This is a genomic window from Streptomyces antibioticus, assembly GCF_002019855.1.
Classification (GTDB): Bacteria; Actinomycetota; Actinomycetes; order Streptomycetales; family Streptomycetaceae; genus Streptomyces; species Streptomyces antibioticus_B.
Genome location: NZ_CM007717.1, coordinates 7613294 through 7632009, shown reverse-complemented (window position 1 = coordinate 7632009; position 18716 = coordinate 7613294). Strand labels below are relative to the sequence as shown.

The 18716-nt window shown below is 72.5% G+C and carries 13 protein-coding genes; 9 read left to right on the top strand and 4 right to left on the bottom strand.

The features are described 5' to 3' along the window. Positions 1 to 41 precede the first annotated feature (41 nt). The 5 genes from AFM16_RS34600 (at position 42) to AFM16_RS40300 (ending at position 8776) form a co-directional block, all read left to right on the top strand. Positions 42 to 2534 (top strand): SpoIIE family protein phosphatase, encoded by a 2493-nt coding sequence (locus tag AFM16_RS34600; protein WP_030795872.1) that lies wholly within the window; start codon positions 42 to 44, stop codon positions 2532 to 2534. 112 nt (positions 2535 to 2646) lie between these two features. After that, a complete protein-coding gene (locus tag AFM16_RS34595) occupies positions 2647 to 5343 on the top strand; it encodes a SpoIIE family protein phosphatase (RefSeq protein ID WP_179123343.1) in 2697 nt (898 codons plus the stop codon). 155 nt (positions 5344 to 5498) lie between these two features. Next, positions 5499 to 6863: an FAD-dependent oxidoreductase gene (locus tag AFM16_RS34590; RefSeq protein ID WP_030795870.1), complete on the top strand. Its 1365-nt coding sequence runs from the start codon at positions 5499 to 5501 to the stop codon at positions 6861 to 6863. Between the two features lie 155 nt (positions 6864 to 7018). Further along, positions 7019 to 7984, top strand: coding sequence for a DUF1152 domain-containing protein (locus tag AFM16_RS34585; protein WP_078636314.1), 966 nt, complete (start codon positions 7019 to 7021; stop codon positions 7982 to 7984). Positions 7985 to 8296: 312 nt separating this feature from the next. Then, a complete protein-coding gene (locus AFM16_RS40300) occupies positions 8297 to 8776 on the top strand; it encodes a hypothetical protein (RefSeq protein ID WP_078636313.1) in 480 nt (159 codons plus the stop codon). Positions 8777 to 8808: 32 nt separating this feature from the next. Here the strand turns inward: AFM16_RS40300 and AFM16_RS34575 are convergent, their stop codons facing one another. Continuing rightward, positions 8809 to 9309, bottom strand: a complete 501-nt coding sequence (locus AFM16_RS34575) for a roadblock/LC7 domain-containing protein (protein ID WP_078636312.1) — start codon at positions 9307 to 9309, stop codon at positions 8809 to 8811. Between the two features lie 235 nt (positions 9310 to 9544). Here AFM16_RS34575 and AFM16_RS34570 point away from each other — a divergent pair, with 235 nt between their 5' ends. Next, positions 9545 to 10390, top strand: coding sequence for an alpha/beta fold hydrolase (locus AFM16_RS34570; protein WP_245177871.1), 846 nt, complete (start codon positions 9545 to 9547; stop codon positions 10388 to 10390). On the opposite strand, the gene AFM16_RS34565 is transcribed toward AFM16_RS34570, so the two are convergent. Further along, positions 10371 to 10841, bottom strand: coding sequence for a YxiG-like protein (locus AFM16_RS34565; protein ID WP_030795865.1), 471 nt, complete (start codon positions 10839 to 10841; stop codon positions 10371 to 10373). The two genes, AFM16_RS34570 and AFM16_RS34565, sit on opposite strands and share 20 nt — an antisense overlap. Before the next feature lie 686 nt (positions 10842 to 11527). Between AFM16_RS34565 and AFM16_RS34555 the strand changes: the two genes are divergently transcribed. Further along, positions 11528 to 12826: a hypothetical protein gene (locus AFM16_RS34555; RefSeq protein WP_078636310.1), complete on the top strand. Its 1299-nt coding sequence runs from the start codon at positions 11528 to 11530 to the stop codon at positions 12824 to 12826. On the opposite strand, the gene AFM16_RS34550 is transcribed toward AFM16_RS34555, so the two are convergent. Together AFM16_RS34550 and AFM16_RS34545 are read right to left on the bottom strand one after the other, a co-directional pair. Continuing rightward, the gene (locus AFM16_RS34550; protein ID WP_078636309.1) at positions 12800 to 14410 is read right to left on the bottom strand and encodes a hypothetical protein; all 1611 of its coding nucleotides are present in this window, start codon (positions 14408 to 14410) and stop codon (positions 12800 to 12802) included. The genes AFM16_RS34555 and AFM16_RS34550 overlap by 27 nt on opposite strands. A 923-nt stretch (positions 14411 to 15333) precedes the next feature. Further along, positions 15334 to 16089: an SDR family NAD(P)-dependent oxidoreductase gene (locus AFM16_RS34545; protein WP_030795862.1), complete on the bottom strand. Its 756-nt coding sequence runs from the start codon at positions 16087 to 16089 to the stop codon at positions 15334 to 15336. A gap of 150 nt (positions 16090 to 16239) precedes the next feature. On the opposite strand from AFM16_RS34545, the gene AFM16_RS34540 reads away from it, so the two are divergent. Next, positions 16240 to 17139: an AraC family transcriptional regulator gene (locus tag AFM16_RS34540; protein WP_078636308.1), complete on the top strand. Its 900-nt coding sequence runs from the start codon at positions 16240 to 16242 to the stop codon at positions 17137 to 17139. Between the two features lie 351 nt (positions 17140 to 17490). Then, complete coding sequence (locus AFM16_RS34535; RefSeq protein WP_078636307.1) at positions 17491 to 18699, top strand: hypothetical protein; 1209 nt, start codon at positions 17491 to 17493, stop codon at positions 18697 to 18699. Positions 18700 to 18716 lie beyond the last annotated feature (17 nt).

Sequence of the window (18716 nt, the reverse complement as noted above, 5' to 3'; positions counted from 1 at the left end):
TGCTGTGTCGCCCACGCGGCGGCACGGACGAGGTAGGGCCGATGACTGGGAGCGCCGGGGACGACGAGCTGAGGCCGCCGGGACCGCCGCCCGCGCTGCTGACCGGGGCCGCGGTGGACGCCCTGCGGGCCGGGAACGGCCGCGCCGGGGGCGTATACCTGCGCTCCGGCACGCCCGGCGTCCTGCGTCTCGCGGTCGTCACGGGGCTGCCCGGTCCGCTGTTCCGGCCGTGGTGGCGGGTGCATGTGGACCGGCCGTTCCCGGTGGCCGACGTGCACCGCACCGGCACCCCGGTGGTGCTGGCGAACGCCACGGACGCGATGCGCCGCTATCCGCAGTTCGCGGCGGGCCTGCCGTTCCAGTTCGCCGCGCTGAACGTCCCGGTGGTGGCGGAGGGCGTGTCCTTCGGTGTGATGACGGCACTGCGCGACGCGGTGGCGGACGCCGGGGAGCTGCTGGCCGAGCGCGAACGGCTCGCCGAGGCGGCGAACGCCCTGGCGAAGGCCCTGCTGCGGCTGGAGGCCGAGGGCGGGGGCACGGTCTGGGACGACGATCCGCTGTGCGTACGGCCCCCGGCCACCGCCTCCCCGCCGGGCCGGGTGGGCCGGTTCTCCTGGGATCCCGCGAGCGACACGGTCCTCGCCGACGACCAGGCGCGGGCCCTGTTCGGGCTGCCGCCCGGCGCGCTGCCGCGGACCCTGGACGCGCTGGCCCGGGTCGTGGACCCGGCCGACGCGCACCGGCTGCCCGACCTGCTGCACCGTACCGCCGAGGGCCGGCCGCCGACCGTGCCGATCGAGGTGCGCAGCGCGGCGGGCGGGCTGCGGCTGCTGGAGCTGTGGCCGGCGTCCGACGGCGCCCCGGGGGCCGTGACCGGCGTCCTGCTGGATCCGGGGCCCGGCGCGCTCGCCGACGGGGCCGCCGACCTCCTGCCGGAGGGGGTGTTCTGCCTCGACCGGCTCGGGTTGGTCGTCTACGCCAACGCGCGGGCCGCCGAGCTGCTGGGGGTGGAGCGCGCCCGGCTGGTGGGCCGTCCGCTGTGGGACGCGGTGCCGTGGCTGAGCCAGCCGGCCTGCGAGGAGCATCTGCGGGGCGCGCTGCTGTCGCCGGAGCCGGTGCACTTCCATGTGCGGTGGCCGGGCGGCGAGCCGCCGCCGTTCGAGGGGGACTGGCTGAGCATGGCCGTCTATCCCGGCGCCGACCTGGTCACCTGTACGGCGGTCCCGGCCACCCGGATGCCGGACGACTCGGCGCCCGCGCCCGAGGACTCCGGGGCGCCGCCCGCCGAGGACACCTCGACGGCCCCGCTGTACCGGCCCATCCTGCTGGCGATCGCGCTGACCGAGGCGGTGACCGCCCGGCAGGTGTCGGCGGTGGTGATGCAGGAGCTGCTGCCCGCGTTCGGCGGCCGCCGGCTCGCCATCTACCTGCTCCAGGAACGGCATCTGTACCTGGCCTGGGAGAGCGGCTTCCCGGAGGGCTTCCTCGCCCCGTTCGAGGGCGTCGGCCTCGACGCGCACCTGCCGGGCGTGGAGACGCTGACCACGGGCCGCCCGCTGTTCTTCGACTCCATGGAGGAGCTGGCGGCCGCCTACCCGGGGATACGTCTCGACGCGACCGTGGGCGCCCGCGCCTTCCTGCCGCTGATCGCCTCCGGCCGCCCGGTCGGCTCGTGCATCCTCGGCTTCGACCGCCCCCGCAGCTTCAGCTCCGAGGAGCGCACGGTCCTCACCGCGCTCGCCGGGCTGATCGCCCACGCGATGGAGAAGGCCCAGCGCTACGACACCGAGGCCGCCCTCGCCCGCGGACTCCAGCAGGCCCTGCTGCCGCGCCGGCTGTCGCAGCACGCGCGCGTGGAGACCGCCGGACGGTATCTGCCGGGCACCGAGGGCATGGACGTCGGCGGCGACTGGTACGACGTCGTGGGCGCGGGCGACGGACTGGCGCTGGTGATCGGGGACGTCCAGGGACACGGCGTGCAGGCGGCCGCCACGATGGGCCAACTGCGCAGCGCGGTCCGTGCCTTCGCGCTCGGCGACCATCCGCCCGAGCAGGTCATGAGCGGCACGAACCGGCTCCTCATCGACCTGGACCCCGGCCAGTTCGCGAGCTGCTGCTACGTCCGTCTCGACCCGGTCACTGGCCGGGCGCGGGCCGCCCGGGCGGGCCATCTCCCGCCGCTGCTGCGCCACCCCGACGGCCGTACGGACGTCGTCGAGCTGCCCGGCGGGGTGGTCCTCGGCGTCGACCCGCGCGCCCACTATCCGGTGACCGAGCTGGTCCTCGAACCCGGGGCGATCCTGGCGCTCTACACGGACGGGCTGGTCGAGCGGCCGGGGCACGACATCGACGACGGGATCGCCGCCCTGCGCGCGGCCCTGGCCGAGGCCGGGTCGCGCCCGTCCGGGCCGCTCGCCGACGTCGCCGACCGGCTCACCGTGACGGCCCGGCATCTCGTGGACCGGCCCGACGACATCGCCCTGCTGCTCGCCACCCGTCCCGAGGGCCCCGGAGATCACCCGGGGAGCACGTGACGGCGTGATCGCGGCCCGCGTGAGGGCGGGTCCGCGGACCGTGTGACGGCGCGTTCCGTGACCGTGGGTGACGCCCCTCGCCTCACCAGGCCAAGCAGTGTAGACATGGCACATGGTCCGACTCCTGGGGCGCTCGGACGCCCAGCCGGCCCGTCGACCCCGGGGCCCGCGGGTCCTGCGTACGTCAGAGTCCGCGCTGGGCGGACGCAGTCTCGCCGCGCAGGTGTTCGTCCTCCAGGTCGTGATCGTGCTGCTGGTCGTGGTGGCCGCGGTGGTGGCCCTGCTGCTCCAGGTGCGGCACGACAGCGCCCAGGAGGCCCGCAGGCGTTCGGTGGCCGTCGCCCAGACTTTCGCGAACTCGCCGGGGATCGTCGCCGCGCTGCGCAGCCCGGATCCCACGGCGCTGCTCCAGCCGTCGGCCGAGGCCGCCCGCAAGGCGTCCGACATGGACTTCATCGTCGTACTGAACACCGACGGCATCCGCTACACGCACCCCAAGCCGGACCGGATCGGCAAGCAGTTCGTCGGGAACTACCAGCCGGCGCTGCGCGGCGAGACGGTCGTCGAGGAGGTCGACGGGACGATCGGGCGGCTGGTGCAGGCCGTCGTACCGGTGAAGGCGCCGAACGGCACGGTCGTCGGGATGGTGTCGTCCGGCATCACCACCGAGCACGTCGGCGGGAACGCGGACCGCCAGCTCCCGCTGGTCCTGGCCAGCGCCGCCGTGGCGCTGGTCCTGGCCACCGCGAGCACCGCGCTGGTCAGCCGCCGGCTGCTGCGCCAGACGCACGGCCTGGGCCCGCGCGAGATGACGCGGATGTACGAGCACCACGACGCGGTGCTGCACGCGGTCCGCGAAGGGGTCATCATCGTCGGCGGGGACGGCGATCTGCTGCTCGCCAACGACGAGGCGCACCGGCTGCTCGACCTGCCGCCGGACGCCGAGCGCCGGCAGGTCCTCGACCTCGGTCTCGACCCGGGGACGGCGGAGCTGCTGGCGTCCGGGCAGATCGTCACGGACGAGGTGCATCTGGTCGGGGACCGGCTGCTGGCGATCAACCAGCGGCCCACCGACCTGGCGGACGGCCCGGCCGGCAGCGTCGCCACCCTGCGGGACTCCACGGAGCTGCGCGCGCTGTCCGGGCGGGCGGAGGCGGCCCGTGAACGGCTGGACCTGCTGTACGCGGCCGGGGTCGGAATCGGCACCAGCCTGGACGTCACCCGCACCGCCGAGGAGCTGACGGAACTTGCGGTGCCGAGGTTCGCGGACTTCACGACCGTCGACCTGTTCGACGCCGTGCTGGACGGCGAGGAGCCGGAGGCCCGGGGCGTGCTGCGGCGCACGGCGGTCGGCGGGATCCGCAAGGGCGCGCCGCTGTACGCGGTGGGTGAGCGGATCCGGTTCGTGCCCAGCTCGCCGCAGGCCCGCAGCCTGGCCGGGTCGCGGCCGGTGCTGGAGGCGCGGCTGGCGGAGGCGCCGGGCTGGCGGGCCCAGGACCTGGAGCGCACCGAGCAGGTCGTGGAGTTCGGCATCCATTCGCTGATCACGGTCCCGGTGCGGGCCGGGGCGCTGGTGCTGGGCGTGGTGAGCTTCTGGCGTTCGGAGCGGCCGGACCCGTTCGACCCGGACGAGGTGGTGCTCGCGGAGGAGCTGGTGGCGCGGGCCGCCGTCTCCATCGACAACGCGCGCCGTTTCACCCGCGAGCACGGCATGGCCGTCACCCTCCAGCGCAGTCTGCTGCCGCGCACGCTGCCCGAGCAGAACGCGCTGGACATCGCCTACCGGTACCTGCCGGCGCAGGCCGGGGTCGGCGGCGACTGGTTCGACGTGCTGCCGCTGTCCGGGGCGCGGGTGGCGCTGGTCGTGGGGGACGTGGTGGGGCACGGGCTGCACGCGGCCGCCACGATGGGCCGGCTGCGCACCGCCGTCCACAACTTCTCCGCGCTGGACCTCGCGCCCGAGGAACTGCTCGGCCTGGTGGACGAGCTGGTGGCCCGGATCGACCAGGACGAGGAGGCGGACGGCACCAGCGCGCCGGTCTCCGGGGCCACCTGTCTGTACGCGATCTACGACCCGGTCTCGCGGCGCTGCACGATCGCCCGGGCCGGCCATCCGCCGCCGGCGCTGGTGCGTCCCGACGGGCGCGTCGAGTATCCGGACGTACCGGCCGGGCCGCCGCTGGGGCTGGGCGGACTGCCGTTCGAGACGGCGGAGCTGGAGCTGCCCGAGGGCAGCCGGCTGGTGCTCTACACGGACGGGCTGGTGGAGGACCGGCAGCGGGACATCGACACCGGCCTCGACCTGCTGCGGGCCGCGCTGGAGCGCGGGGCGGACGGCACGCCGGACCAGATCTGCCGGACCGTGCTGGAGTCCATGCTGCCGGCCCGGCCCAACGACGACATCGCCCTGATCGTCGCCCGCACCCGGGGACTGGGCGCCGACCGGGTCGCCGAGTGGGACGTGCCGATGGATCCGGCGGCGGTGGGCGTGGTGCGGTCCGCGGTGGTGCGGCAGCTCGACCTGTGGGGTCTGGAGGAGCTGTCCTTCACCACGGAGCTGATCCTGAGCGAGCTGGTCACCAACGCGATCCGGTACGGCGCGGCCCCGGTGCGGGTGCGGCTGCTGCGGGACCGGACGCTGATCTGCGAGGTCGCTGACAGCAGCAACACCTCGCCGCATCTGCGGTACGCGGCGATGACGGACGAGGGCGGGCGCGGTCTGTTCCTGGTGGCGCAGCTCACGGACCGCTGGGGGACCCGGTACACCCCGACCGGCAAGATCATCTGGGCGGAACAGCCGCTGCCCTGACGGGAGTCGGGCGCGGGCGTGGGCGGAACCGGCGGCGCCTTCGACTCATACATCACGCTTATGAGTTCATAGACCGGACCCGCGTACCGGGTTAGGCATGCCTTAGTTTAGGCTTCCCTCGAGTCGATCTGTCACCGCTCGAAGGGAAACTGATCATGCCCCGCCCCCTGCGGGTAGCCATCGTCGGAGCCGGCCCCGCCGGGATCTACGCCGCCGACGCGCTGCTCAAGTCCGATGTGGCCGCCGACCCCGGTGTCTCCATCGACCTCTTCGAGCGGATGCCGGCCCCGTTCGGACTGATCCGTTACGGCGTGGCTCCGGACCACCCCCGGATCAAGGGCATCATCACCGCCCTGCACCAGGTGCTCGACAAGCCGCAGATCCGTCTCTTCGGCAACGTCGACTACCCGACCGACATCAGCCTCGACGACCTGCGCGCCTTCTACGACGCCGTGATCTTCTCGACCGGCGCGACGGCCGACCGCGAACTGCCGATCCCGGGCGTCGAGCTGGACGGCTCGTACGGCGCCGCGGACTTCGTGTCCTGGTACGACGGCCACCCGGACGTGCCGCGCACCTGGCCGCTGGAGGCCGAGAAGGTCGCCGTCCTGGGCGTCGGCAACGTGGCGCTCGACGTGGCCCGCATCCTGGCCAAGACGGCCGACGAGCTGCTCCCCACGGAGATCCCGCCGAACGTCTACGACGGCCTCAAGGCCAACAAGGCCGTGGAGATCCACGTCTTCGGCCGCCGGGGCCCGGCCCAGGCGAAGTTCTCCCCGATGGAGCTGCGCGAGCTGGACCACTCCCCCACCATCGAGGTCATCGTCGACCCCGAGGACATCGACTACGACGACGGCTCGATCGCCACCCGGCGCGGCAACAAGCAGGCCGACATGGTCGCCAAGACGCTGGAGAACTGGGCGATCCGCGACATCGGCGAGCGCCCGCACAAGCTGTTCCTGCACTTCTTCGAGTCGCCGACGGAGATCCTCGGCGAGGACGGCAAGGTCGTCGGCCTGCGCACCGAGCGCACCGCCCTGGACGGCACCGGCAACGTCAAGGGCACCGGCGAGTTCAAGGACTGGGACCTCGGCGCGGTCTACCGCGCGGTCGGCTACCTGTCCGAGAAGCTGCCCAAGCTGCCCTGGGACCTGGAGTCGGGCACGGTTCCCGACGAGGGCGGCCGGGTCATCCAGGAGAGCGGCACCCACCTCCAGTCGGTCTACGTCACCGGCTGGATCCGGCGCGGCCCGGTCGGCCTCATCGGCCACACCAAGGGCGACGCCAACGAGACGGTCTCCAACCTGCTGGACGACCACGCGAACGGCCGGCTCCAGACGCCGTCCGCGCCGGAGCCGGAGGCCGTGGAGGCGTTCCTCGCCGAGCGCGAGATCCGGTACACCACGTGGGAGGGCTGGTACAAGCTCGACGCCGCCGAGAAGGCGCTGGGCGAGCCGCAGGGACGCGAGCGCGTGAAGCTCGTCGAGCGTGAGGACATGCTGCGGGAGAGCGGGGCGTAGGCGCTTCGGGATGCTCTCGGGCGAGTGACAGGTGGGGGCGGGTGTCTTCGGGCGCCCGCCCCCGCGTGCTGGGGCGGGGCCCAATTCGCTTGCGGCGTACGAGAGTTGCGGCTGATCCGCTGCTCAGGACAGTGATCGACTGTTAGCGTCCCGGAGTGTTCACCCTCCACGAGCCTCCCCTGTTCACCCGGCTGCGCGACGCGCGCCGGGTGCTCGTCGCCGGTGCGGGCGGCGGCTTCGACGTGTACGCGGGCCTGCCGCTGGCCCTCGCGCTGCGGGCGGCGGGCAAGGACGTCCACCTCGCCAACCTCTCCTTCGCCGACCTGTACGGGCTGCCCGCCGAGGTCTGGCCGGCTCCCGACGTCGCGGCCGTCCGCCCCGGCACCCCGGCCCGCGGCGACTACTTCCCCGAACACACCCTGGCCACCTGGCTCGACGGGCACGGTCTGCCCGCCACGGTGTACGCCTTCCCGCGCACCGGTGTGAAGCCGCTGCGCGACGCCTACCGCGCGCTCCTCGACCACCTGGGCGGGGTCGACGCGATCGTCCTGGTGGACGGCGGCACGGACATCCTGATGCGCGGCGACGAACACGGCCTCGGCACGCCCGAGGAGGACATGGCCAGCCTGGCCGCCGTGTACGGCCTGGACGAGGTCCCGCACCGGCTGGTGGCGTGTCTCGGCTTCGGTGTGGACGCCCACCACGGCGTCAACCACGCGCTGGTCCTGGAGAACCTGGCCGCGCTGGACCGGGAGGGCGGCTACCTGGGCGCGTTCTCGCTGCCGCGCGACAGCCGGGAGGGCGCCCTGTACCTCGACGCGGTGGCCCATGCCCAGGCGTCCACGCCGGGCCGGCCGAGCATCGTCAACGGCTCCGTCGCCGCCGCCGTACGCGGGGAGTTCGGGGACGTACGGTTCACCGAACGGACCAGGGACAGCGAGCTGTTCGTCAACCCGCTGATGAGCGTGTACTTCTGCGCCGACGCGCCCGCGCTGGCCCGCCGCAACCTGTACCTGGACCGCCTGGAGGACACCGTCCTGATGCGGCAGATCAGCTCCCGCATCGAGGACTTCCGCGACGGCCTGCCCGTGCTGCGGCAGCCGCGCGCCTACCCGCACTGACGGCGACCGCGGCGGCAGGGTGAACACGGCCCGGACGCCGGGTGTCCGCCAGGAGGGGCACAGCACGCAGGGTCCGCCGGGCCGTGGGCATGGCGGGGCCCGGCCACGGGCATGCTGTGAACGAGGTCACTTCCGGCGGGCCGAGCCGGAACCGTTCCCGGACTCGTCGCCCTCCCCCCACGAAGGACATGTGCTTTGGCTCTTACGTACCCTGACGCCCCTTCAGCCCGTCGCCCCGGCCGTTGCTGGACGATCCGTGTCGTCGGGCACCGGGACCGTACGGCGTCGGTCACCTGTTCGTCGACGTGCGCGATGCCGCCGCGCTCCCGGGACCTCGCGGCGCTGCGCCGTTTCGCCGAGGCCCATGTCGCCGCGCACGCCCGAGCGGCCGCGGTGCACCATGACGCGGCGTGCTGGTGCCGCCGCCAGCAGTGCGCGCTGCACGACGGCACCCGGGTCAACTGCGCGGGCGGCGTGGTCCTCGTCCTGCGGCACGATCCGGCGGTGGGCCAGGTGTGGACGCTCACCGAGGTCTGCTCGGCGTGCGCCCCGCTGATGCCGCACGCGCGCGTGATGAGCCGCGCGGTACCGCCACCGGCGGCGCCGCGGGAGCCGTACGAGCCGCTGGCCACCGCCTCCGAGAGTGGCGGGCCGCGTCGCGTGCCGGGCGGATTCAGCGCGCCGCCGGGCGGTATGGGCCAGGTCCCCGTCCCGGAGCGACGCGGCGGCCGACGGCACGGAACGGCCAGACGGCGTGGGGGGCGTACGGCGTCCGGGGGCGCCGGGGGGTGACTGCGGAGGGCCGACGGTCTTGACGTCTCGGGTCAGTACTCGCGGCGGGACTGGGGCGGTATCCGGATCGGCAGGGCGCCGAGCATCGGGCCACGGGGGGTCGCGGGGGCGGGTGCGGGCGCGGGTGCGGGCCGGTCGGCGAGGAGGGGCCGGTCGGCCGGAAAGCGGCCCGTGAGGAGGTCGGCGATCCGGCTGCCGCCGCGCCGCCCCTCCAGGTGCAGCCGGCCGACGTTGACCCGGTCGTCGGCGACGAGCGTCAGCACGGCGGTCGGCCCGGCCGCGTAGGTGGCGATGTACCCGCCGGCCCCGCGGACCAGCAGCTCACGGAATCCTCCGCCGCCGGCGAGGTCGGTCATCCGCTGCCCGATGCCGAGCGCCGCCGCGGTGAGCGCGGCCAGCCCCTCCGGCTCGACGTCCGGCATGTCCCGCGCCAGGACCAGCCCGTCGGCACTGGCCGCCAGGACCCCCGTCACCTCGGGCATGCACGCGCGCAGTCGGCGCAGTTCCTTCAGAACCTCGGCCTCGACGGCCATGACCGTGTCCTTTCGGCGCGCGGGCGAGCGAGCGGTGGAGAGCGACGGAGAGCGACGGAGACGGATCAAGTGCGGTACGGGAGAGGGGTGTTCGTGTGACACCGAGACTACGGAATGTGGTGGGGCGCGGCGAGCGTTTTGGCACATTCACCTGGAACATGCGTCGACCGCCGCCTTGACAATCCGTCGCCACGACCTGAACGCTTACCGACCAGTAGGTACGAAGGAGCGGATCGTGGTTGCCGTAGCCGAACTGAGCATCCCCACCGCGGCGGGGGTCTTCGACGCCATCGCGGCGGGTCCGCACGAGGGCCGCCCGGTACTCCTGCTGCACGGCTTCCCCCAGACGAGCCTGGTCTGGCAGCGACAGCTCACGGCCCTGGCCGCACAGGGCTACCGAGCGGTGGCCCCGGACCAGCGCGGCTACTCCCCGGGGGTCCGCCCGCCGCGCCCCGAGGACTACACGATCACCACCTTGGTCGACGACGTCATCGCGATCACGGAGGCGCTGGGCTGGCCGACCTTCGACCTGGTCGGACACGACTGGGGCGGGGCGGTGGCCTGGTGGACGGCGGACGCCCACCCCGGCCGCGTCCGCACCCTGACCGTCGTCTCGACCCCGCACCCCGGCGCCCTCGCCGTCGCCCTGCGCATCGACGAGGACCAGCGCACGCGGTCGCGCTACATGCGGGACTGGCGCGAGACGCCCGCGACGGAGGACCGCCTGCTAGCCGACGACGCCCGCCTCCTGCGCACCCTCTACGCGAACAAGGTCCCGCGGGCCGCCGAGGACGCGTACGTCCGCCACCTCTCCCGCCCCGGCGCCCTCACGGCGGCGCTGAACTGGTACCGCGCCGGCCGCCCGTCCCACCCGATCGGCACCATCGACGTACCCACGCTGTACGTCTGGAGCACCCAGGACACGGCCTTCGGCCCGACGGCGGCCCAGGAGACGGGCCGCTGGGTCACCGCCCCGTACCACTTCGAAACCCTCCCGGACACGACCCACTGGATCCCCGAGGAGGCCCCGGACACCCTGAACGACCTGCTCCTGGAACACCTCAACGGGCAGGGTGGGTAGGGAGTTCGCTCACCTGAAGGTCGGAGAACACCAGGGTCAGGGTGTGCGCGTTGGTCTCCATGCGCACCTCGTGAAAGTCGATCCCGAGCGCTTCCGACCACCGACGCCCCGCCTCGGACGCCGGCAGTACGGTGGCTCCTGGATACAGACAATGCCACTTCACACCCCACACATATCCGTCGAGGTCGGCGAGGTCGGCGGCGGTCTCCTGCTCGATGAGCCGGTCGTCCAAGGAAACCCGCCAGATGTCCGGCGGCACCGACGTCTCACACCGGGCCTCGACGCAGTACCGGAAGAGATACCGCAGGTAGGCGGGCGCAACTCCGGTACGGGGATCAGCCGTCGCGTAGACGACGACCTCGTAGTCGCGCATGTAGTCGGTGTATCCGTGGTGCACGACGGCATGATCGAGGGCCTCGTCCAGCAACTGTTCGAGTACGGCGGTGTCCATGCCGCGTTTCTACCTGACCCGGCGACCGGCCAACGGCGCATGACCCGCGCATGACTATCGTGTAGCCGGACGGTTCCGGACGATCATGTGAGGTGCGCGCGTGGGCGAGGGGGGACGACTGCCCGCACCCCTGCGGGACGACGGCCGACGTTGGAGCACGGTACTCGCCGAACGCAGCGTCCTGGGCGTCGTACACAACATCGCCTCCGCCACGCGGTTGCTGGATGTGCTGTCGGTTTTCGAGGGCGATGAACGCGTGCAGGTCTTCTTCTCCTGTACGGAGTCCTCGGCACTCGATGAGGGGACGAGGGAATTCCTCTCGTCACGCGGGGCGATTGCCCTCCCGTGGGATCAGGCTGTCTCCCATCCCTTCGATATCGCGATTTCCACGAGTCGGGGCGGAGATCTGCACAAGATACCGTTTCCGCTTATATTCACCCCTCATGGCGCCGGGTATAATAAACAATTGAGCCGGGAGCCGGGAGCCGGGAGCCGGGAGCCGGGAGCCGGGAGCCGGGAGCCGGGAGCCGGGAGCCGGGAGCCGGGAGCCGGGAGCCGGGAGCCGGGAGCCGGGAGCCGGGAGCCGGGAGCCGGGAGCCGGGAGCCGGGAGCCGGGAGCCGGGAGCCGGGAGCCGGGAGCCGGGAGCCGGGAGCCGGGAGCTTTTGGGCTGACCGATGAGTGGTTGATGCATGAGGGGCGGTTGATTCCCTCGGCCATCGTGCTGTCCCACTCCGAGCAACTCGCCCGCCTGGCCGAGGGTTGCCCGGCGGCCCTGCCCATCGCCCACGTCGCCGGCGACCCCTGTCTCGACCAACTCCACGCGGGCACCGCCTTCCGCGAGACCTTCCGGCGGGCGCTCGGCCTGCTGCCGGGTCAGCGTCTGGTCGTCGTCTCCTCGACCTGGGGCCGCGACTCCGTCATGGGTTCCCCGCAGACCGATGTCCTGCGAAGAACCCTCGCCGAACTACCCGCCGACGAATTCCGCGTGATGGCGGCCATACACCCCAATGCCTGGTACGGACACGGAGCCTGGCAAATACACACCTGGCTCGCCCCACTCACCGAGGCGGGCCTCATCCTCCCGCCCCCGGAAACAGAATTCTGGAAAGCGTCCCTGTGCGCGGCAGATTTCCTGATCGGCGACCACGGATCACTGACGATTTACGGAGTAGCCCTCAAAATCCCGACCCTTCTCGGCTCATTCCGCGATTCCGTGGTCGCCCCCGATTCCCCCATGCACCGCCTGGGAGAACTCCTCCCCCGCCTCACCCACACCCGCCCCCTCCCCACCCAGCTCGCACGAGCCGCCGACACCCAGCAGGACGCCCCGGAACTGCACGCCCTCAGACGGAGCGTCACATCGGAGCCCGGCAGATCGGCCGCCCTGATCCGCCGCCTCCTCTACGCCTGGCTGAACCTGCCGGAACCGTCCCACCCGGCCGCGACCCGACCGATCCCCCTGCCCTCGCCGTCGTCCGCGCGCAACGCCCGCCTGCCGCACCTGCCGGCCATGCTCACCACGGCGACGACCACCGACACCGGCACGGCACCGTCCATCTCCCTGTGCCGCTTCCCCGGTGCTCTCCAGCGCACGGAAGGCCCTCACCTCGCCGGTGCCCACCTGACCGCGGACCCGGACGACCCGGACCCCCGCTGGCCGAGATCAGCCGACGTACTCCTGCTGCCCCGCGAGCGACACCCCCACGCCGAGACGGTGAAGTGGTCCGCCTTCACACCCCGATTCCCCGGATGCTCACTGCTCGCGGTGGAAGAGGCGGACCACGGCTGCACGGCACTGCTCCCCGACGACACCCGGCTCCAGGCCCGGTGGGTCGATCCCCCGGCCTGGGTGTCGTTCGGCACGGCGGCCTCGGCCGTCCACGCATGGCTCGAGACCTCCCCCGCGCGAACCCGACTCCGCATGACGGTCCGCGCGGGCGACCACCTACCGCCGGCCCTACTGGAGGTCTCCCCCCTCATCTGACGCGGCCAGCCGCGCCCGCGCCTCCTCCGCACGACCGCTGCGCACGTCGGTGAACAGCGCCCGCGCCCGCTCCCAGTCGGCCACGGCGCGCCCGTTGTCCCCGAGACTCCGGAAGACGTCACCCCTCGACAAGTGCGCCGTCGCGAGCACGTACGCCGCGTCGGCCTCGGCCAGTTCGGAGATCGCCGACTCCAAGGCGAGGACGGCCTCCCCGGGTTGCTCACACGCGACCCGGTCCTGCGCGTACCTCATCCAGGACTTGCCGATGTTGAGGGCGATGTCCTTGCCCTGCCCCAGAGCGGCGAAGCCCTCCCGCGCCTCCCGCAGGGTGCGTTCGGCATCGTCGTGGTGCCCCAGGGCCGAATAGGCGGGAGCCCGGTGATAGGCGAGAAGGGCGAGGCCGCGAGGATGGATGACACCGTCGAGCGCCGCCTCCGCCTGCTGGAAGCGGTCGAGCGCGTACCGCGGGCGCCTGAGCTTCTGCTCGAGAAGCCCCAGCCCCTCCAGCACGCTCGACTCCGTACGCCGCTCCCCTTCACTCCGGCCGGGAGTTCCGGACCGTACGAGACCGAGCGCCGCGTCGAACTGCTCGCGCGCCCGGCGCGGATCGTCCTCCTCGACGCTCCACCGGTCCAGGTACGCGAAGCCGAGCTGATAGTGCATCCGGGCCGTCGCCAGCCGGTCACCGCACGCCTGCGCACCGGCGAGTCCGACCCGGTGCGACTCGATCCACTCCGCATGGCTCGCCGTCCGCAGATAGAACGTCCACAGCCCCTGACACAACCGCCACGCCTCGACGTGCAGCCCGCTGTCCTGGGCGAGATGCACGGCGGCGAGCAACCCCGCGCGCCGACGGGCAAGTTCGCGCTCCGTGTCCGTACTGCCACCCGCCGGTCGCACGGCAGACGCGTAGACGCCCATCGGGTCGTGCCGCCACCGCGAGGACAACGCGGCCTCACCGGACTCGGCCGTACGGAGGTAGTACCGGACGATCCGCTCGCGTACGACCGCGCGCTCCGCGCCGCCCTCGTCCCTCTCCGCGACGGTCGCGGCGTGGTCGTGGACGAGCGGGTGCAGACGATAGGTGTCCGCACCCTCCCGCTCGACGAGCCGGGCCGAGATCAGCGCGTGGAGGGCACGCCTGATGGCCGTGGGCTGCCGATCCTCCGTGAGGGTGAACACCGTGTCGATCTGGAAGTCGACCCGCGCCAGGATGCCGAGACGCCGGTAGAGCAGGGCGGCCTCGGCGGCGAGACGGCCGTAGGTGGCGTCGAGCGCGCTGGGCAGATCGTGCGCGTCGTCCATGGTCAGCAACTCCTGCCGCGAACGTCGGTCCGTGAGCAGTACGGTGATGTCCTCGAGTACCCCCGGCACCGGCGACTTCAACTGCCCTGCGATAAGCCGCACCGCGAGCGGCAGACCACCCAACTGCTGTACGACAGGCCGGAGTCGATCCGGATGTTCGGTACTGCGGCTGACCTTGACGAGGAGTTCGAGGGCGTGTTCGTCCTTGAGCGGCTCCACGACGACGAGTTCGAAGTCCAGCACCGACTCCAGCGCGGCCGGCGCCTGTTGCCCGGTCATCAGCAGAACGCTCTGGGGCGTCGGGAAGCAGAGGTCGAACCTGCGCGAGCCTGGTGACGTTCTCCAGCAGGACGACCATCGGCCGGTGGCGCAGTTGCCGCCGCACCTCGCCCGCCTTGTGCTCCACATCGGCGGGACGGTCCTCCCTCGGCACCCCCAACTGATCCAACCAGCGCTCCAGAACCGCGGCGAGATCGGCCGGACGCCCCCGCTCGTCGGACCCCAGGTCGGCATGCAGGACATCCCCTGGGAGAGCGCCCTGATGAGACTGGAGCCAGTGCCGCGCGGTGGTGCGCTTGCCCACCCCCGGCAGGCCGGACAGATACATGGCGGTCATGCTGTGCTCGGCGGTGCAGCGGGCCCAGTAGTCGTTCATCGCCTGAAGCACGGCCGAATTGTTGACGTAGTGCAGGATGTTGGCGAAGGCGACCGGTGCGGGGCTCCGCTCGACGACCTCCCCCACGACGGCACGCACCCGGGCGGCGGCCTCGGGATCCCGCTCCAGCAACTCCTGGAACCGCCGCACCCACTCCTCTTCGACGCCGGCTTCCGCGTCCTCGTCCCCGGAGCGACGCGCGTCGAGCAACTCCCGCCGCAGCCCCTCCAACTCATCCTCCGCCGCGGCCCCCTCCCTCCCCAACAGAGAGGCGAACCGCTTCTTGCCCCACCCCCACAGGTCCTGCAGAGCCAGTCCAGTGAGGCTGCTGACACACATGACGGCCAACGCCATCATCTCGGCTTCCACACGCTCCCCCGTCCCGGTGGCCCATCCACACACCAAGCACCACCGTAGAGATCATGCACGCCCCATGACACACGATCAGAGAAGGAACGACCGAATCCAGCCGCCGGCTTCGGAAGCGATGTACGTCCCCGCACTGGTCAGGAGGAGCAGCGCCGCCTGTCGGTGGTGAGGGATCCGGCTAGAGGTTGTAGCCGCCCGATACCTCGATGTTCTGGGCCGTCACCCAACGGCTGTCGTCGGAGAGCAGGGTGGCGATCAGGGCACCGATGTCGTCGGGTTCGCCGACGCGGGCGAGGGCGGTGCGGGCGGCCAGGAGGGGGACGACCTCGGGGTGGCGGGTGAAGGCGTCGTCGGCGAGGCGGGTGCGGGTCGGGCCCGGGGAGACCGAGTTGACACGGATGCCGCGGGCGCTGAACTCCTTGGCCATGTAGCGGGTCAGCACGTCCAGGCCGCCCTTCATCGACGCGTAGACCGAGTATCCGGGCTCCAGGCCGCCCGACGTCGAGTTGCTGCTCGTGTTGACGATGGCGCCGCCGTCCGCCATCAGGGGCAGGAGCCGTTGGGTGAGGAAGTACGGCCCCTTGAGCAGGACGCGCATGAGCGCGTCGAAGGTGTCCTCCGTGGTGTCGGCGATCGACGACGTCCGTACGAAACCGGCGTTGTTGACCAGGTGGTCGAACGTGTCGCGCCCCCAGGTGGTGCGCAGCACGTCGGCGACCGTGTCGCGGAAGGCGTCGAAGCCGGCCGTGTCGCCGAGGTCGAGGGGCAGCGCGACGGCCGTGCCGCCCTCCTTCTCGATGGCGGCGACCGTCTCCAGCCCGCCTTCCCGGTTGGAACCGTAGGTCAGGACGACCCCCGTTCCGCGTCGGGCGATCTCGATCGCGGCGCCCTGTCCGATGCCGGAGCTGGCGCCCGTGACGACGGCGATCTTCATGATGTTCCTCCTGGGGAGTAGTGCCGTATGGGTGAACTTCCTCCATTCAAGCCGCCTGAGCTGCGGAGATGTTAGAACGATGCTCGCCGGTACTTGCACGATCCTCCCGGATCCGGGAGTCGCGGCGCGCGGCCGTGCTGCACTGTCCGTATGCCTCTGGACGAGCTGCGCACCCTGCTGGACCGGCACGCCCGGCCCGACTGCACGACCGCCGTCGACGGCGTCCTCATCTCGAAGGTCGACCGGTCGGATCCGCCGGCGCCCTCCATGTCCGGCACGGTCCTGGCGGTCATCGCCCAGGGTGCCAAACGCCTCGCGCTGGGCGACCGGGTGTTCGAGTACGGGGCCGGACAGTATCTGGTCGCGTCCGTGGATCTGCCCGTCACCGGGCAGTTCCTGCGGGCCGAACCCGAGAGGCCCGCGTTGGGGTTCGGGCTGACGCTGGAACCGTCCGCCGTCGCCGAGCTGCTGATCGAGGCGGGGCAGGGGGGCAGGGCCGCTCCGCGTGGCGGTGCGGGCGCGTCGCCCGGGATCGCGGTCAGCGACGCCCCCGCCGCGCTGCTGGACGCCGTGGTCCGGCTGCTGCGTCTGCTCGATGAGCCGCGCGACCGGCCCGTCCTGGCTCCGATGATCAAGCGCGAGATCCTGTGGCGGCTGATCACCGGTGAGCAGGGCGCCACGGTCCGCCAACTCGGCCTCGCCGACAGCGGCCTGAGCCATGTCTCCCGGGCCGTGCGCTGGATCCGCGAGCACTACGCGCAGCCGTTCCGGGTCGAGGACGTGGCGCGGCTGTCCGGGATGAGCGTGTCGGCCTTCTACCGCAACTTCCAGACGGTGACGGCGATGAGCCCCATCCAGTTCCAGAAGCAGATCCGGCTCCAGGAGGCCCGGCTGCTGCTCGCTACGCGGCCTGGGGACGTCACCGGGGTCGGGCAGCGGGTCGGGTACGACAATCCGTCGCAGTTCAGCCGTGAGTACCGACGGCAGTTCGGTGTGCCGCCCAGTCAGGATGCCGTTCGGCTGCGGCGGTCCGTGGGTGGGATTCCCTGAGGCGGGGGCGGTGTGGGCAGGGCTCGCCCCGACGCGGATGGTGGGCGGGCCCTGCCGCGTGTTCGATTGTCGGGGGGACCCGGGTGGCGGGTACATGTGTGCGGGGTGTCCTGCCGTGGTGAAGCGGTCACACCCCGTGTGCGGCGACCGCGCCGACAGTTGTGCGGGGTCAGGACGCGTGCGGGGGCGGGCTCCGGGGAAGGCACCCCTCTGCCGGGCACCCCCGGCACCGCCGAGTGACCCGGCACACCGGGCCCCTCACGCCCGGACCCGCCTGGTCACGCACACCCCGCGGCGCGCGATACTGGGACATACGCCCATCGCCCCGCCCGTCTCTCACCGAACGGACCCATGCTCATCTCCGCGACCGTCCCGCCCCCGACTCCCGCCACGGTCTGGCTCGGCCGTGGCCGTCACACCGGTCCCGCCGCCCCGGACGTCCTGCGCGGGCACCTCCAGGAACTCAAGGACGCCGGGACGCTCCTCGACTTCGTCGAGCTGCCCGACGCCGACACGGCCGAGGGGGAGCTGGCCTTCGAGGCCCGCTGGCTGCTGCCGGAGGACATCACCGTCCGGGCCCGGCTGAACCTCACGGAATGGTCCGGCCGGGGGCAGGAGTGGACGCTGGTCGCCGAGGCCGAGCGGTCCTGGGACGCGCGATGGCCGTCGCCCGTCACCATGTTCTGGCCCTGGGACACGGACTCCGCCTGGGGCCACGAGACCGTCACCGGACTGCGCTTCCTCGACACCAACCCCCTCCCCGCCGACGACAAGGAACTGCGCCGCACCCTCCGGGGCGCCCTGCGCGACACCTGGACCGTCCCGCTCGTCGTCCACGAGGCGATGACCCCCGACGAACGCGGCCGCCGTTCCCTCGTCCCGCTGCTCCCGCCCGGCCTCCACCACCGCGTGGTGGAACTACGCGCCGCGCCGCACCAGTTGCGTACGGTGAACTGGGCGCTCAAGGAATTCGGCGTGGAAGTGCCGCGCGGCGGCGCGCTCGTACTGCCCGGTTCCCCGGCCCTCGACGGCTACGACCCCGACGACTTCTCCGTCCGCAGCGTGTTCCTCGACGGCAGTCATCCCACCGAAGTGCTCGACGCGGTACGGCGGTTCGCGGCCCTGGCCCGGCCGCTCCCGGAGGGCGGCGACGCCGCGCTCACCCTGCTGCGGGAGCAGTGGCGGCTGCTGACCCCGCAGGAGGAACTCGCCCGGGCCCGTGAGCTGATCGCCATGTACAAGGAGGCTCTGGAGGCGATGACGCAGTCCCGGGACCTGTACCGGGAGGCCGCCGAACAGGCCCACGAGGCGCTCACCTACTACCGCGAGGCCGCCGCCGAGGCCGGTGACCCGGGTCCGAGCCGGCCGCAGTCCAAGCGGGGCGGTTCGTCCTTCCAGCCCTTCCAGCAGTTGGGCCGCACCCTGGAGCGCTTCAAGGAGTCCACCAAGGGCAAGGGGCTCGTCCCCGTCATCCCCCATCCGGCCAAGAGTGCCCAGGAGCCGGCCGACGCCGGAGCCGCTCCGGACGCGCCCGCCTCGTCCGACGCCACCAGCCGCTAGGCGCCGAAGCGGCAGCC

Excerpts from the sequence above, each read along its gene's own strand:
- AFM16_RS34600 (WP_030795872.1), top strand. The coding sequence starts at position 42 with ATGACTGGGAGCGCCGGGGACGACGAGCTGAGGCCGCCGGGACCGCCG.
- AFM16_RS34595 (WP_179123343.1), top strand. The coding sequence starts at position 2,647 with ATGGTCCGACTCCTGGGGCGCTCGGACGCCCAGCCGGCCCGTCGACCC.
- AFM16_RS34590 (WP_030795870.1), top strand. The coding sequence starts at position 5,499 with ATGCCCCGCCCCCTGCGGGTAGCCATCGTCGGAGCCGGCCCCGCCGGG.
- AFM16_RS40300 (WP_078636313.1), top strand. The coding sequence starts at position 8,297 with ATGCCGCCGCGCTCCCGGGACCTCGCGGCGCTGCGCCGTTTCGCCGAG.
- AFM16_RS34575 (WP_078636312.1), bottom strand. The coding sequence starts at position 9,309 with ATGGCCGTCGAGGCCGAGGTTCTGAAGGAACTGCGCCGACTGCGCGCG.
- AFM16_RS34565 (WP_030795865.1), bottom strand. The coding sequence starts at position 10,841 with ATGGACACCGCCGTACTCGAACAGTTGCTGGACGAGGCCCTCGATCAT.
- AFM16_RS34555 (WP_078636310.1), top strand. The coding sequence starts at position 11,528 with ATGCATGAGGGGCGGTTGATTCCCTCGGCCATCGTGCTGTCCCACTCC.
- AFM16_RS34550 (WP_078636309.1), bottom strand. The coding sequence starts at position 14,410 with ATGACCGGGCAACAGGCGCCGGCCGCGCTGGAGTCGGTGCTGGACTTC.
- AFM16_RS34545 (WP_030795862.1), bottom strand. The coding sequence starts at position 16,089 with ATGAAGATCGCCGTCGTCACGGGCGCCAGCTCCGGCATCGGACAGGGC.
- AFM16_RS34540 (WP_078636308.1), top strand. The coding sequence starts at position 16,240 with ATGCCTCTGGACGAGCTGCGCACCCTGCTGGACCGGCACGCCCGGCCC.
- AFM16_RS34535 (WP_078636307.1), top strand. The coding sequence starts at position 17,491 with ATGCTCATCTCCGCGACCGTCCCGCCCCCGACTCCCGCCACGGTCTGG.